This is a genomic window from Mesorhizobium monacense (assembly GCF_056781675.1).
This window is the reverse complement of record NZ_CM165567.1, coordinates 3,085,475-3,099,177: the sequence shown is the minus strand read 5'-3', so window position 1 is coordinate 3,099,177 and position 13,703 is coordinate 3,085,475. Positions and strand designations below refer to the sequence as shown.

The 13,703-nt window shown below is 62.6% G+C and carries 9 protein-coding genes and 2 pseudogenes; 6 read left to right on the top strand and 5 right to left on the bottom strand.

Annotation, left to right across the window (positions count from 1 at the left end; translation table 11 throughout):
* Positions 1-9: 9 nt before the first annotated feature.
* The 4 genes and pseudogenes from AC1RUK_RS14885 to AC1RUK_RS14870 all read left to right on the top strand — a co-directional run bounded on the left by AC1RUK_RS14885 (position 10) and on the right by AC1RUK_RS14870 (position 6,469).
* Positions 10-489, top strand: coding sequence for a MarR family winged helix-turn-helix transcriptional regulator (locus AC1RUK_RS14885; RefSeq protein ID WP_481839496.1), 480 nt, complete (start codon positions 10-12; stop codon positions 487-489).
* Positions 486-1,688, top strand: coding sequence for an HlyD family secretion protein (locus AC1RUK_RS14880; protein ID WP_481835013.1), 1,203 nt, complete (start codon positions 486-488; stop codon positions 1,686-1,688). The genes AC1RUK_RS14885 and AC1RUK_RS14880 overlap by 4 nt, the downstream gene beginning before the upstream one ends.
* A 340-nt stretch (positions 1,689-2,028) precedes the next feature.
* Positions 2,029-3,564 (top strand): DHA2 family efflux MFS transporter permease subunit, encoded by a 1,536-nt coding sequence (locus AC1RUK_RS14875; RefSeq protein ID WP_481835014.1) that lies wholly within the window; start codon positions 2,029-2,031, stop codon positions 3,562-3,564.
* Positions 3,565-3,743: 179 nt separating this feature from the next.
* Positions 3,744-6,469, top strand: a pseudogene (locus AC1RUK_RS14870) (EAL domain-containing protein).
* Positions 6,470-6,514: 45 nt separating this feature from the next.
* Here the strand turns inward: AC1RUK_RS14870 and AC1RUK_RS14865 are convergent.
* On the bottom strand, positions 6,515-7,033 hold the full coding sequence (locus AC1RUK_RS14865; RefSeq protein ID WP_481835015.1) for a CAP domain-containing protein: 519 nt from the start codon (positions 7,031-7,033) through the stop codon (positions 6,515-6,517).
* Between the two features lie 73 nt (positions 7,034-7,106).
* Positions 7,107-7,468 (bottom strand): annotated as a pseudogene (locus AC1RUK_RS14860) (winged helix-turn-helix transcriptional regulator).
* Between the two features lie 116 nt (positions 7,469-7,584).
* On the opposite strand from AC1RUK_RS14860, the gene AC1RUK_RS14855 reads away from it, so the two are divergent.
* Complete coding sequence (locus AC1RUK_RS14855) at positions 7,585-8,289, top strand: glutathione S-transferase family protein (protein ID WP_481835016.1); 705 nt, start codon at positions 7,585-7,587, stop codon at positions 8,287-8,289.
* A gap of 113 nt (positions 8,290-8,402) precedes the next feature.
* On the opposite strand, the gene AC1RUK_RS14850 is transcribed toward AC1RUK_RS14855, so the two are convergent.
* Positions 8,403-9,626 (bottom strand): TadE/TadG family type IV pilus assembly protein, encoded by a 1,224-nt coding sequence (locus AC1RUK_RS14850; protein WP_481835017.1) that lies wholly within the window; start codon positions 9,624-9,626, stop codon positions 8,403-8,405.
* A 286-nt stretch (positions 9,627-9,912) separates the two neighbouring features.
* Between AC1RUK_RS14850 and AC1RUK_RS14845 the strand changes: the two genes are divergently transcribed.
* A complete protein-coding gene (locus tag AC1RUK_RS14845) occupies positions 9,913-10,737 on the top strand; it encodes a DUF2189 domain-containing protein (RefSeq protein ID WP_481835018.1) in 825 nt (274 codons plus the stop codon).
* Positions 10,738-10,894: 157 nt separating this feature from the next.
* Here AC1RUK_RS14845 and AC1RUK_RS14840 read toward each other — a convergent pair whose 3' ends face one another.
* Together AC1RUK_RS14840 and AC1RUK_RS14835 are read right to left on the bottom strand one after the other, a co-directional pair.
* A complete protein-coding gene (locus AC1RUK_RS14840; RefSeq protein ID WP_481835019.1) occupies positions 10,895-11,527 on the bottom strand; it encodes a LysE family translocator in 633 nt (210 codons plus the stop codon).
* Between the two features lie 118 nt (positions 11,528-11,645).
* A complete protein-coding gene (locus tag AC1RUK_RS14835) occupies positions 11,646-13,607 on the bottom strand; it encodes a TadE/TadG family type IV pilus assembly protein (RefSeq protein WP_481835020.1) in 1,962 nt (653 codons plus the stop codon).
* Positions 13,608-13,703 lie beyond the last annotated feature (96 nt).

Here is a 13,703-nt window from a genome sequence, read left to right as displayed (position 1 = left end):
ATGCCGCTCATGGTTTCCGACGGCATCGACAGATTGGGCTTTTTGATCCACGACGTGCAGCGCCTGATGCGCAAGCGCTTCGAGGCGCGCGCCAGCGGCCTCGGCCTTTCCTCGGCGCAATGGCGGCTTCTGGTCCGCGTCGCCAAGGAAGAGGGTGTCGCGCAGGCGCGGCTCGCCGAGCTTCTCGAAATCGAGCCGATCAGCGTCTCGCGCCTGGTCGACCGCATGGAGGAGGGCGGCTGGATCGAACGCCGTTCCGACGCGACCGACCGCCGCGTGCGCATGATCTTCCCGACGGCCAAGGCGAGCGCGGCCTATGCCCACGTCAAGAGCCTCGCCGGTGAGGTCTATGAGGAATCGCTTGTCGGCGTTTCGCCGGAAGATCGCCGCGTCCTGATCAGGGCGCTGGATGCGATCGTGCAGAATCTTGCGGACGGCGAGACGTCGTCCCTGGAAAAAGTCAGGAATACGGAAGGCGCAGCAGCATGAACGCGGTAGCCAAGATAGACGAAAAGATCACCAAGCTGGAATTGGATGCGCCGGCGCAGCCGATCGCTGAAGCGCCGGCGCAGCCGGCGGCGGCGCCCGTGGCAGTCGCGCCACCGGTACAGCCGGCGCCCGTCGCCCCGAAGAAGAAGCGCCGCCTCGGCCGCTCGCTGTTGATGATCGCGCTGCCCGCGGCGCTGATTGCCGGCGGCAGCTATGTCTGGGTGACCGGCGGCCGTTATCAGGAGACCGAGAACGCCAATCTGGAGCAGGCCAAGGTTTCGATCGCCTCGGATACTGCGGGCCGCATCGTGACGGTCGACATAGCCGACAACCAGCTCGTCAAGCAGGGCGACGTGCTGTTTGCCATCGATCCCGAGCCTTACCGGATCGCGCTCGCCCAGGCGGACGCGGCGGTGGCCGGCGCACGCCTCAATGTCGAGCAGTTGCGCGCTGCCTACAGCCAGTCGATGGCGCAGGAGAAGTCCGACACCAGCGAGGTCGATTTCGCGCAGTCGCAGTATGACCGTGCGGCCGATCTGGCCCAGAAGGGCATCAACGCCAAGTCGTCGCTCGATCAGGCCAAGAACGATCTCGACAAGGCCAAGCAGCAGCTGGCGGTCGCCGAACAGGGCATCATCAGCGCCAAGGCAGCGCTTGGCGGCAATCCCGACATCGAGACCGACAAGCACCCGACTGTGATGGCGGCGCTCGCCGCGCGCGACAAGGCCGCCTACGATCTGGCGCAGACCACGGTCAAGGCGCCCGCCGATGGCGTCATCAGCCAGGCCTCCTCGTTCAAGGTCGGCCAGTATGTCGGCTCCGGCACGCCGCTGTTCTCGCTGGTCGAGACCGGCGACACCTGGATCGATGCCAATTTCAAGGAAACCCAGCTTACCCACATGAAGCCGGGACAGAAGGCCGAGATCGTCGTCGACACCTATCCGGGCAGGACCTTCGAGGCGACCGTAAAGGCGATCGGCGCCGGCACCGGTGCGGAGTTCTCGCTGCTGCCTGCCCAGAACGCCACCGGCAACTGGGTCAAGGTCACCCAGCGCATTCCGGTGCGGCTCGAGCTGACTGACCCCGACGCCAAGATGGCGCTGCGCACAGGCATGAGCGTGACCGCCACCGTCGACACCGGTGTGGCGCGCGGGCTGCCGAAGATCTTCGGCCACGCCACGGCTGGCGAGGCGCAGTAGCTGGTTCGCGCGAGGCGGCGGAGCTGCCTCGCGAATGTTGTGAAAGCTCTGCCGGGACTGCCGGCATGACAAGCAAAAGACAGGAGACAGGCCGGCGGGAGAAATGCGAAGGACGAGGATTGCGGCGGCACTGCCGGCCAGCCTCGACATTCGGCATCGGACCCGCGGTCCACAGGGTTCCGGGCGGCTGGCGCCCGCGAAATTCGAGACGCTCTGGTCGATGTAACCCCCACATCGATGGTCGCGTCCCACCGCGATGAGGGTCTCTCCACACGGGACGGCCTCGCCGCCCGGAAACCCTGTCTAACACGTTTTTGTTACGCACTGGAAGTTCCGCATCATGAGCACCCCAGAACCCTTCAAGGAAGTGCCGCACCGCGGCCTGATCACGGTTGCGCTCATGCTGGCGACGGTCATGCAGGCGCTCGACACCACGATCGCCAACGTGGCGCTGCCGACCATGACCGGCGATCTCGGCGCTTCCCCGGACAACATCAACTGGGTGCTGACGTCCTACATCGTTGCCGCCGCGATCATGACACCGGTCACCGGCTGGCTGGCCGACAGGCTCGGCCGCAAGGAACTGTTCCTGACGGCGGTGGTCGGCTTCACCATCTTTTCCATGCTGTGCGGCCTGGCGTGGAGCCTGGAGACGATGGTGTTCTTCCGGCTGATGCAGGGCGTGTTCGGCGCCGCGATCGTGCCGCTGTCGCAGACCTTCCTGCTCGACATCAACCCGAAGGAACGCCACGGCCAGGCAATGGCCATCTGGGGCGCCGGCATCATGCTGGGGCCGATCCTGGGCCCGACGCTGGGTGGCTGGCTGACCGAGAATTTCAACTGGCGCTGGGTGTTCTTCATCAACCTGCCGGTCGGCATCGCCGCCTTCCTCGGCATGGCCGCCTATTTGCCGGCCGTTGCCCGGCGGATACGCAGCTTCGATTTCTTCGGTTTCGCCATGATCTCGCTCGGCGTCGGCGCGCTGCAGCTGATGCTCGATCGCGGCGGCGAGGTCGACTGGTTTTCCTCGGTCGAGATCTGGATCGAGCTCGGCCTTTCGCTGACCGGCTTCTGGGTGTTCATCATTCACACGGTGACGGCGGAACATCCCTTCATCGATCCCAAGATCTTCCTCGACCGCAATTTCGTGACCGGGCTGGCGTTCATCTTCGTCATGGGCGTGCTGATCCTGGCGAGCATGTCGCTGCTGCCGCCAATGCTGGCGACCATCTTCGGCTATCCGACCATGACCATCGGTGTCGTCATAGGTCCCCGCGGTATCGGCACGATGATTTCGATGCTTTTGGTCGGCCGCATCATGCACAGGATCGATGCCCGCATCCTCGTCGTCATCGGCTTCCTCTTGACCGCGCAGTCGCTCCACACCATGGCGAATTTCACGCCGCAGATGGACAACTGGCTGATCCTCAGCTCCGGTATCATCCAGGGCCTGGGAATGGGAATGGTGTTCGTGCCGCTGTCGACCGTGGCTTTCGCCACGCTCGACCCACGCTACCGTACCGATGCCACGTCGCTGTTCAGCCTGGTGCGCAATCTTGGCTCGTCGATCGGCGTGTCGGTCGTGTCGGTTCTCCTGGTGCGCAACATTCAGGTCAACCACAGCGAGCTCTCTGCCTTTATCAACCCGTTCAATCCCAATCTGTGGGCGCTCTCGCCAGCTGCGGCGAGCGGCGATCCAACGGCACTTTCGGAGGTGGACGGGCTGGTCAATATACAAGCGATGATGATCTCTTACGTCAATGACTTCAAGCTGTTGATGATGATGACGCTGCTTGCCGTCCCGTTTGTTTTCCTGCTGCGCAAGCCAAAGGCTGGCCCGACCGCCGGCGGTGCACCCGCCGCGCATATGGACTGAGGTTTGTGGATTGGCGCGACGTAGCGGTCGCGCCTGCATCCGGGACTCAAAATCGTGGCCCGGGAACAGCGCCAGGATTTTCAGATATCCACATCCGGCTGCTCCTGACTTCGAGCTGGTTCGCCTACCATTAGTATATATCGATCACGATGCGGTCGCTTTTGGGTTGAAAGCCAGCCGTGTTGCTTTGCGCCGGCACCAAACCGGAGGAACTCTGTTTGGGCACGAAATCATCCAGGAAAGCCGCCGAAGCACCGGAGTCGGCCAATCTGGCCGCGCTGGCAAAGCTGACGATCGCTTCATACGAAACGCTCGAACGCGACCTTCGAGCCAAGATCGCGACGCTCGAAGGGCAGGCGCTGCGATTTGAGACGGCGATCGACAATGTTTCGCAGGGCATCTGCTTTTTCGACGCCGGAGAACGGCTGATCCTGTGCAACCGCCGCTATGCGGAAATCTACCACATTGCGCCCGAGCAATTGCAGCCGGGGCTGATGCTCCGGGAAATCGTCGAACGTCGCGTCGCTGCAGGGACATCCGCGACCGGTGCCGACGCCTATCTCGCATTGGCCCGATCGGTCAATTCGGGCATGGCTCCAAAGGTCTGGACCGCCAAGCTCACCGACGGTCGGACAATTCAGGTCTGCCATCAGCCGATGCCCGACGGCAGCTGGGTGGCCACGCATGAGGACATTACGGCGCTCGCTGCCAACCGACAGATCGTCGACGAGCGCATCTCGCTGCAAACGCTGATCGACTGGGTGCCCGATTATCTCTGGGTCAAGGACACAGAAAGCCGTTTCGTCGTGGCGAATAGGGCTGTTGCGGTCGATAGCGGACGGGAAAAGACCAGTGACATGATCGGTCTGACCGATTTCGATCTGCATGCTCCGGAACTTGCGCAGAAATTTCTCGCGGTGGAGCGGAACGTGCTCAGCAGCGGCCAACCAATGATCGACAAAGAAGAGTATGTTGTCGATGTGTCGGGCGCCGGCAAGTGGCTTTCATCGACGAAGGTGCCGCTGCGCAATGCCCGCAATGACATCATCGGTCTGGTCGGCATCGCTCACGATATCACCGCCCGCAGGCAAGCGGACATCCTTCGGGAGGGGCAGGCGCATATCCTGGAAATGATAGCGATGAGCGCCCTGCTCGAAGACGTGCTCGACCGCCTGATGCGCCTCGTCGAGTTGCAGTTGACGGGCATATTCGGTTCCGTCTTGCTTCTGGACAAGGACGGCAGCCATCTGCGGCACGGCGGTGCGCCGAGCTTGGCGAAAGACTATACCAATGCAATCGACGGGATCGCTGTCGGCCCTAAGGTTGGATCATGTGGCACCGCCGTCTATCGGCGCGAGCCAGTCATCGTCGCAGACATCATGCAGGATCCGCTTTGGGAGGATTACCGTGAGGTGGTGGCGCCTTTCGGCTATCGTTCTTGTTGGTCGACCCCGATCCTGTCGCATCAAGGCGCTGTGCTGGGCGTCTTCGCGATGTATTCGATGACGGTGCGTGAACCGACCGAGGCCGAAACACGGCTGATCGAGTTCACGACACGCATTGCAGGGATCGCCATCGAGCGCAAATTGGCTGAAGACCAGATTCACTTCATGGCCAACCATGATGTGCTGACCGGGCTTCCAAATCGCGCTCTGCTCGAGGACCGGCTCTCGCAGGCGCTGCTGTATGCACAGCGATACGATCGCTGGGTCACGGTGGTGTTCATCGACCTCGACAATTTCAAACTCGTCAATGATACGCTCGGCCACAATGCCGGTGACGTGCTGCTGAAGACCGTCGCCAACCGTATGGTCGAATGCGTAAGGTCAACCGACACCGTCGTGCGGCTTGGCGGCGACGAGTTTGTCATAGTTCTGTTCGACCAGCCGACGAACGTCGATCTCATCTCCGAGACGCTGCAAAAGATCCGGGCGGCGATGGCGGAGCCGGTTCATCTGGGAAGGCATCGGCTGAGGGCGACGGCCAGCATTGGCATCGCCAACTACCCCAAGGACGGGACGAGCCCGGATATCCTGCTGGCCAATGCCGATGCGGCCATGTACCGCGCGGAGGAATTCGGCCGCGACAATTTCCAGTTCTATGCTCCCGAATTCAACACCAGAGCGCATGAGAAATTCGTGCTTCAGGAGGAGTTGCGAAACGCACTCGCTCATTCGGAGTTCATTCTGCTCTATCAGCCGCAGGTCGATCTTCGTTCAGGGGAGGTCTTTGCGGTCGAAGCGCTGCTGCGCTGGAAGCATCCGACACGAGGCATCGTGGTGCCGAACACATTCATTCCGACCGCCGAGGAGACCGGCCTGATCGTGCCGATCGGCGACTGGGTTCTGCACGAGGCGTGTCGGCAGAACAAAGCCTGGCAGGACGCCGGCGTGCCACCCCTGACCGTCTGCGTAAACGTCTCGGCGCGGCAATTCAGGGAACCGAACCTGATTGGCCGTGTGGTGAATGCACTGAAGGACAGCGGTCTGGAGGCCAGGTATCTCGAGCTTGAGGTGACCGAAAGCCTTATCATGCAGGACGTTGAACTGGCGGTCGCAACGATGAACGCATTGCAGAACCTGGGCGTCCAGATATCGATCGACGATTTCGGAACAGGCTATTCCAGCCTCAGTGCACTCAAGACCTTTCCCGTGGCACGGCTGAAGATCGACAAGTCATTCATCAAAGATCTCGCCGTCGACGAGAACGATCAGGCGGTCGCCAGCGCCGTGATTTCATTGGGTCAAATCTGCATCTGAGGGTCATTGCCGAAGGTGTCGAGACAGACGATCAGGTGGCCTTCCTGCGCAAGAACAATTGCGATGAAATGCAGGGCTATCATTTCAGCAAACCGGTCTCGGCTCAGGGCATCGAGAAATTGCTCGACGGCAAGCGTGATGGATGACGGCGAGCGCAATCTCTGCAGATTGGCGCGACTGATCGGTCGCGGTTACCTGCCGAGCACCAGGCTCCAGTAGCGCAGGCTGGAGTCGCGGCCGTCGCGCACATAGGCAAGGCCGAAGCGGGTGAAACGCGGGTCGAGCATGTTGCGGCGATGGCCGGGCGAATGCACCCAGATGTCGAACAGTTTCTGCTGGTCGAAGCGACCCTCGGCAATGTTTTCGGCGGCCGCACCGGCAATGCCATTGCCCCTGACGCGCGAGGAAAAGCTCTTGCCCCAGCCGGTTGCATGGCTCATGCGGCGTGCCCCGGCCATATAGCCGGCCTGCTGCAGCGCCGCCTGTTCGAGCTGTCCATCGGGAACCAGCGGGCCGAGCCCGGCCGAAGCCCGGATGCCGGCCAGCGTGCCAGTGGCGGATGAGGAGACGCCGGAGCCTTCGCCGGTCGGCTGCGAAACGGTGCTGCAGGCCGCAAGCCCAACCAAAGCAGCTAGGCCGGCTCCCTTTAGCAGCAGGCGCCTGTTCAGTTTCGATTGGGCTTGTCGATTGTCAATTTTTGCAATTGTCATGCCTGCCTGACATAAGCGCGATCATGGCTTTTGCCGGGCAGGGGGACGAAAATCTCCGGTCGAACGGATAGTCCTAGGCGGCCGTATCGAGATTTGTTTCCGAGATTGGAGAACGGCCGGTCCGATCGTCTTCCGTATGCACCCACCAGGCGCCGAGCGCATCGATCAGCGGCACAAGCTGCGGCCGGGCGCAGTGAGGTCGTAGTCGACGCGCAGCGGGTAGCCCGGATGCGCTGTCCGACGCACGATGCCGGCGTCCTCCAGCTTGCGCAGTTCCAGCGCCAGGATGCGGTGCGACACGGTCGGATTGTCGCGCCTGAGCTCACTGAAGCGCTTGGTCCCGTCCTTCAGATAGTAGAGCAGCAAGGTCGGCCAGCGACCGCTGAGCACGCGCATGGTCTCTTCGATCGGGCAGCGCGAGACGACGTCTTTCATGGGGGGCCTGTGGCGGACTGGTTACAGAATAGTGCGTAATTTACATGGGGCGACCAGCGTTTAGGGTCAAGTTTCGCTGCGCGGCGTGATCCCCTAAACATGGAAGAGACAACAAAATGGAACCTATCCTCCTTTACGGCTTCCCGGCGGGAAGCTCGATGGGGCTCGTCGCTGCCTTCGAGCGCGTCGGGCAACCCTACCGCCTGTGTCGCGTCGATATGCTGGCCGAGATGAAGAACGATGCCTACGCCAGCATCAACGGCCGTCAGGAAACGCCGGTGCTGATCACTGACGAAGGCAAAGTGGTCACCGAGACCATGGCCATCGCCGCATGGCTCGAAGCCCGCGACAGTGAGCGTCGCATCAGCTTCGAGCCGCGCACGCCGGAAGCCGACCGGATGCACCAGCTCATGGCTTTCGTGAACACCGGCTTCACCGCCGCCTTCAGCCCGCTCTGGGTGGCGTTGGAAATGGCGTCGCCCGATCCGGTGCTGCAGGCGACCTTGCGCGACTTCGGCCGCAACGCGGTGACCGAGCGCCACGACCGGCTCGAGGCCATGATCACCGATACCGACTTCCTGGTCGGCGACCGGCTGACACTGGCCGACACCACGCTGATCGGCGTGGCGCGCTGGGCCGAGTACCACCAGGCGATCGACGGTGCCGCCTATCCGAAGCTCGCCGCCTTGCGCCGCCGCATCGAGGCCGATCCGGCTGTGCGATACGCCCAGGCCGTCGAGGATGGCGAAAAGCCTGTCGGCTTGGGTGCCTCCCTGGGGCACGTCCCGCTGGCCGAGGTGATCGAACGCTTCGCGGCCTAGAACTGTTAGCTGGGCGGCGCCAGCGCCAGGCGCCGCCCGATGGCGACAACCGCCAACAAATCGGCATCCGGGCAGCGATGAAAATCGCTACCCGCGCGGCGTGAAATACTCGCTCATTTCGCGAGAGTGATGAAGCGGCCGGCATACATCTCGCGATCTCCAAGCAGGGCCGCACAGTCCGTTCTGACGGAGGAGTTTCCCGTCATCTGCACGGTCTTGCCGACAAGCCTCAGACAGTCGCCCTGGCCGCTCATATCAGAGTTGCCGGCGTAGGAAACGGGCGCGTCGGGCGAGTAAACGAAACCGCTGATCACGGAATTTGCGCCGCCATTCAACGTCAAGGCGGACGTGTTCCCGTGGTCCTGGAAAATGGTGATACCGGCATAGGGACCGCTGGTGGGCGGGGAGAGGTTCACCGTCTCATTGGCATTTAGGTAGATCTGCGCGCCCTCCATCAGGAACAGGGTCACGCCCTGGCCGGTCAGGCTGCCGTTCCCCCCGGGCTTTATGGTGGTGCCGCGCAGGATGTAGATGCCCGGATCCAGCGTGATCTTTCCCGACAATGTCTTGTCGCAATAGGTGCCGGGCGACAGCGTGTAGGTTTTGCCGTTCGGGACGGGCAGACACAATGTGTAGGGGGGAGGGACGACTTCGGCCAGAGGATCGATGGATGCATATTGATCTTCGAGTGGCGTTCCGCAGGTGAGACTGGCGTTGGGCAGCGAAAGCCCGGAAGTGCCGCCGACGGTCGAGACGCAGCCCGCAGAAACAAGCGCGGAACCGCCTCTGTTGACGGAATCGGACGCATCCGAGTTTGACGCGATCACGCAGCTGCTCATCGAGACATTGGTCGAGCCCTGCAGGTTCACGGCGGCGGATGCATGCGGATCAAGCGCCAGCACGCAGGCCTGCGCTCCGGGCTCAATCTTGACCGAGGCCGAGCGGTGCGCCCGCCAGGGGGCTGAGCCGCTGATGAAGCCAGGTCGGCTGATGTTGGACGAAAGCGAGATGTAATAGGCGCCCGAGACTCCGCTGGCGGTTGCCGAAAAGGCCGAGACGCTGCCCGAATACTTTTCCTGGTCGACGTCGCGCAGGTTGGCCGCGAAGAATGTCAGCCCAAGCTCCTGGACTTCGCCAGCCGTCATGTCGGGAGAATACTTCGTGCCGACGGCCAGCCCAGCCGCGTCCAGCGAATTCTGCAATTGCGCGGCGTCGTCGCTCGTGCCCACCAGATCGATGGCGCTGGCCACGCCAATCATTACCGGCAGCATCGCTATGGCGGTCGCTATGGCAAAGTTGCCGCGCTCCGATAACCAGAAGGCTTTGAACGTGAACATTGCCCCATGCCAAAGTTTGTCAGGCTTACGTGGTACGCGAGGGGAATCTACGGGCCATTTAAGAAAACACTAAAAGGCCGAATGCTAAAATGCCGCTCAATGTTGACCAAAAAAAAGGCCTGCCAGCACGGTCACATGAGCCAAGGAATGTACATGACGACAGCCGCTCCAAGCCATTGACGCGGCGACAATCGCCACCAGATTTGTTACCGTGATTTCGTTCTTGACGTGGCAGCTGCGGGTGGCCATCCAGGCGGTGGCCGCCCCGACACACGGGAGGAAGGTTATGGCCGGCTTTCATGTCATGGCGGACGCACGTGGAATGCACGTACAGCCAACGGTGCGCCGCATCACCAATGCCGATCTTCTGGATGCGCTGCGGCTCGGCGTCGACGATTTCTGGGCCAAGCCTTCGCACTACGTGTTCCTGTGCCTGATCTATCCGATCGTCGGCCTGATCCTGACGCAATGGTCGTCCGGTTCCAACGCCATCCAGCTCGTCTATCCCCTGATGTCGGGCTTCGCCCTGGTCGGGCCGTTTGCCGCCATCGGCCTCTATGAGATCAGCCGCCGGCGCGAGCTCGGCATGAACACCTCCTGGCGGCATGCGCTCGACGTGCGCCGCTCGCCGGCGCTGCCCGCGATCACGGTGATCGGCTTCATGCTGCTGGCGCTGTTCCTGCTGTGGCTATACACCGCGCAGGCGATCTACACCGGCCTGTTCGGCGACCAGCCGCCGGCCTCGATCGGCGCCTTCATCCGCGAGGTTCTCACGACCAGCAAGGGCTGGACGCTGATCCTGCTGGGCAATGCGGCGGGCTTCGTCTTTGCCGTGATCGTGCTGGCAACCACCGTGATCGCCTTTCCGTTGCTGCTCGATCGCGATGTCGGCGCCGTCTCGGCCATCGAGACCTCGGCGCGCGCGGTGATGGCCAATCCGCTGCAGATGGCGCTGTGGGGCCTGATCGTCGCCGTGCTTCTGGTCGTCGGCTCGATCCCGCTGTTTGCCGGGCTCGCCGTCGTCATGCCGATCCTCGGCCATGCGACCTGGCATCTCTACCGCAGGGTGGTCGAGCCGCAGCAGATCCGGCCGGTCCGCCGGCCGATGTAGCGGGCGCTCAGCTGTAGGGTGTGTTGAGATCCAGGTCAGGCCGAGCCGAGAATGGTGGCTTCCGAGAACCGGAGCGGAGCGTACTTAAAGTACGTGAGCACCGGAAGCGCAGGAAGCCGCCGCTCGCAGGTCGGCATCACCTGGATATCAACGCACCCTAGCGCTGGGCGTCGGTCGCCATCCTGAACGCCAGTGCCGTCAGTACGGTGCCCATCATCCAGCGCTGGACGACCAGCCATAACGGCCGTCCGGCGAGGAAGGTGGCGATCGACCCTGCCGTCACCGCGATGATGGCGTTGACGGTAAGGCTGATCGATATCTGCGTCACGCCGAGCACCAGAAGCTGCGACAGCACATGACCCTTGCCGGGACTGATGAACTGCGGCAGCAGCGACAGGTAAAGCACCGCCACTTTCGGGTTGAGCAGATTGGTCATCAGACCCATGGCGAACAGCTTGCGCGGCCTGTCCTTGGGCAATTCGCGGACCTGGAACGGCGAGCGTCCGCCGGGCCTCACAGCCTGCCAGGCAAGCCACAGCAGATAGAGCGCGCCGGCAAGACGCAGCGCGTCATAGGCGAAGGGCACCGCAAGCAACAATGCGGTGATACCGAGGGCCGCCGAAAGCACGTAGAACAGGAAGCCCAGCGCCGCGCCGCCGAGCGAGATCAGCCCGGCCTTCGGACCTTGCGAGAGCGAGCGCGAGATCAGGTAGATCATATTCGGCCCAGGCGTCAGCACCATGCCGAGGCAGACCAGCGCAAAGGCAAGATGGTTGGCGGCGTCGGGCATCAGGGAGTCTCCGGGTGGTGGCGGGAACACTCACCATGTGCATTCAACAACCGCAAGGGCATGATGAGAGGGAGCGGTTGCGCCAGCGCTGACAATTGGCGAAGGGATCGAAGCTGCCTCAGCTCACCACGCGCAGGTTCGACAGCTCGTTGGCGATTTCCTTGAAATTGTCCGACAGCGTGGCGCCGGTCGCATTCCAGGACAGCTTGGCCGGCTTGCTGGCGTCAGTCGGGTCCTTGCGGAAGCGCGAGTCGGAAGAGCAGGTCTTCAGCGCGTCCATCGCCTTCTTGTCGCCGGCATCGGTCGCCGACATGTCGAGCGCGACAGTCATCACCATGATGTTGGCCGCCTTGGCGTTGTTGCACAGCGTTGCCATCTGCTCGTTGAGCGCTTTGGTGTAGTTGCTCGAAGTGTAGTTGAACTCGCCAACGTCGCTCGACGTGCCGCCGAACAGCCGGGTCACCGCCGTGCCGTAATAGGCGAGGCTGGTATAGCCATAGGCGGCATAGGTCGATTTGTTGCCGGCCGGGTCGCTGCTTACCGTCGAATAGGTGTTCTCGCCGTCGGTCAGCACGATGACGACCTTGTCGTTGCCGCGCTCCGTCTCCAGCCGCCCTTCGGTGAAGGGTTCGGTGCTCGACACGGTGCGCCAGCCCCAGGCCATGCCTTCCGGCACGTTGGTGTTGCCGTTGGGTGCCATCAGGTCGATCGCCGCCTTGATCGCGGTCAGCCCTTCCAGCTTGGTGACATCGGTCAGCGGCGTGATCGGCGTTGTGGTGCAGCTGTAATTGGGGCCGGCGCCCTTCGACAGCACCGGCGCATCGATCGGCCGCGGCTGGAAATACTTGGCCATGTTGGACTGCCGCGTCTTGCCGGTCGTGCTTGTCGGGTCGTCGTTCCACCAGCTGTTTGCCGCCCCATAGGTAACAGGCTTCGCCTCATCGGGATCCTGCGTCAGGTACCAATGGTTACCCGGCTCGTCCGGAGCGAACATCGGCACGAACATGGTGGCCGGGTCGCCGACGCTGGTGCCGGTGTTGTTGGGGCCGCCGGAGGCCGGTTCGTCGTTCACGTTGTAAGGGTAGGGCCGGACCTCGACGCAGCCTTGCCAACTGGCGAACGGGCCATAGGTGTCGTTGTAATCGTATTCATCGTGGCTGCGCTTGCAGGTGTGGTTGTCGCGGTACTCGTCGCAGACGACGCGCTTGCTGCCGACAATGCGCTCGTGGCTGGTCACCACCTTCATGTCGCGATAGAGCGAGAACCGGGTCAGCATCTGACCTTCTTCCTCGCCCCAGCCGGCGCCCTTCTTGTACCAGATGCCGTTGATCTTCTCGGCATATTTGTCGGCGGCATTGAGCGTCGACCAGTCGAAATTCTCGTTGTGGACCGGCGACAGACCATAGGCGTCGATCCAGGAGGCATTGTCGTTGTCCGGCCCGACATTGACCGAGGCGGCGAAGGGCACGAGGCTGAACTGGACCGGCTTGTCGATCTGCTTGATCGCCGCCGCCTGCAAGGCCAGCGTATCGACAAGCTGCTTGGCGGCCTGCTTGAGCAGGTCGATGCGCTTTTGCCCCGAGCCAGTGCCGGCTGTGCTCATCGAGCCGGAATTGTCGAGCACCATGGCGACTTCCAGCGTGTTCTTCAGCCGGACTTCCGAGCAGACGGAAGAGTCGACATCGGTGGAGGTCTTGCCGATCAGCATCGCCGCCGCCGGCAGGAAATGGGGTTTGTACACCAGCGCCGCGCAGAGCTTCACCAGGCCGCCACCCGTCGTGCTGCTGGGCAGCGTCACATCGAGCGTCGTGTTGGCCTGATCGACACTGTCGAGATTGGCCTTGAAGAAGTCCAGCGCATAGGCCCTCAACTGGTCGTCGGTTGCGCCTTCGGCCAGGCGGCGGGCGGTGGCGAAGTTGGCGGCGTCGAGCGCGTTCACCACCCTCTGCTTCTCGTTGGTCATTCCCGCGAAGTCGACGGCTAGCGCCACGCCGCCCATCAGCGGCACCATGGCGAGCACGGTCATGAGGGCATAGTTGCCGCGCCGGTCGCGGCAGAAGTCACGCCAGAGTTCACGCATTTTATGTAAGGGGCTCGCCTGCGGATTCTTCAATGCGGCCACAAGTTTCACAAAACGCTGAAGGACGGATTTGGGAAACCGCTCGATTGCGGGCTT

What these genes read in the sequence shown, in the direction of transcription:
- AC1RUK_RS14835 (WP_481835020.1), bottom strand. Translation starts at nt 13,607, where the DNA reads ATGCGTGAACTCTGGCGTGACTTCTGCCGCGACCGGCGCGGCAACTAT.
- AC1RUK_RS14880 (WP_481835013.1), top strand. Translation starts at nt 486, where the DNA reads ATGAACGCGGTAGCCAAGATAGACGAAAAGATCACCAAGCTGGAATTG.
- AC1RUK_RS14885 (WP_481839496.1), top strand. Translation starts at nt 10, where the DNA reads ATGGTTTCCGACGGCATCGACAGATTGGGCTTTTTGATCCACGACGTG.
- AC1RUK_RS14840 (WP_481835019.1), bottom strand. Translation starts at nt 11,527, where the DNA reads ATGCCCGACGCCGCCAACCATCTTGCCTTTGCGCTGGTCTGCCTCGGC.
- AC1RUK_RS14875 (WP_481835014.1), top strand. Translation starts at nt 2,029, where the DNA reads ATGAGCACCCCAGAACCCTTCAAGGAAGTGCCGCACCGCGGCCTGATC.
- AC1RUK_RS14850 (WP_481835017.1), bottom strand. Translation starts at nt 9,626, where the DNA reads ATGTTCACGTTCAAAGCCTTCTGGTTATCGGAGCGCGGCAACTTTGCC.
- AC1RUK_RS14855 (WP_481835016.1), top strand. Translation starts at nt 7,585, where the DNA reads ATGGAACCTATCCTCCTTTACGGCTTCCCGGCGGGAAGCTCGATGGGG.
- AC1RUK_RS14845 (WP_481835018.1), top strand. Translation starts at nt 9,913, where the DNA reads ATGGCCGGCTTTCATGTCATGGCGGACGCACGTGGAATGCACGTACAG.
- AC1RUK_RS14865 (WP_481835015.1), bottom strand. Translation starts at nt 7,033, where the DNA reads ATGACAATTGCAAAAATTGACAATCGACAAGCCCAATCGAAACTGAAC.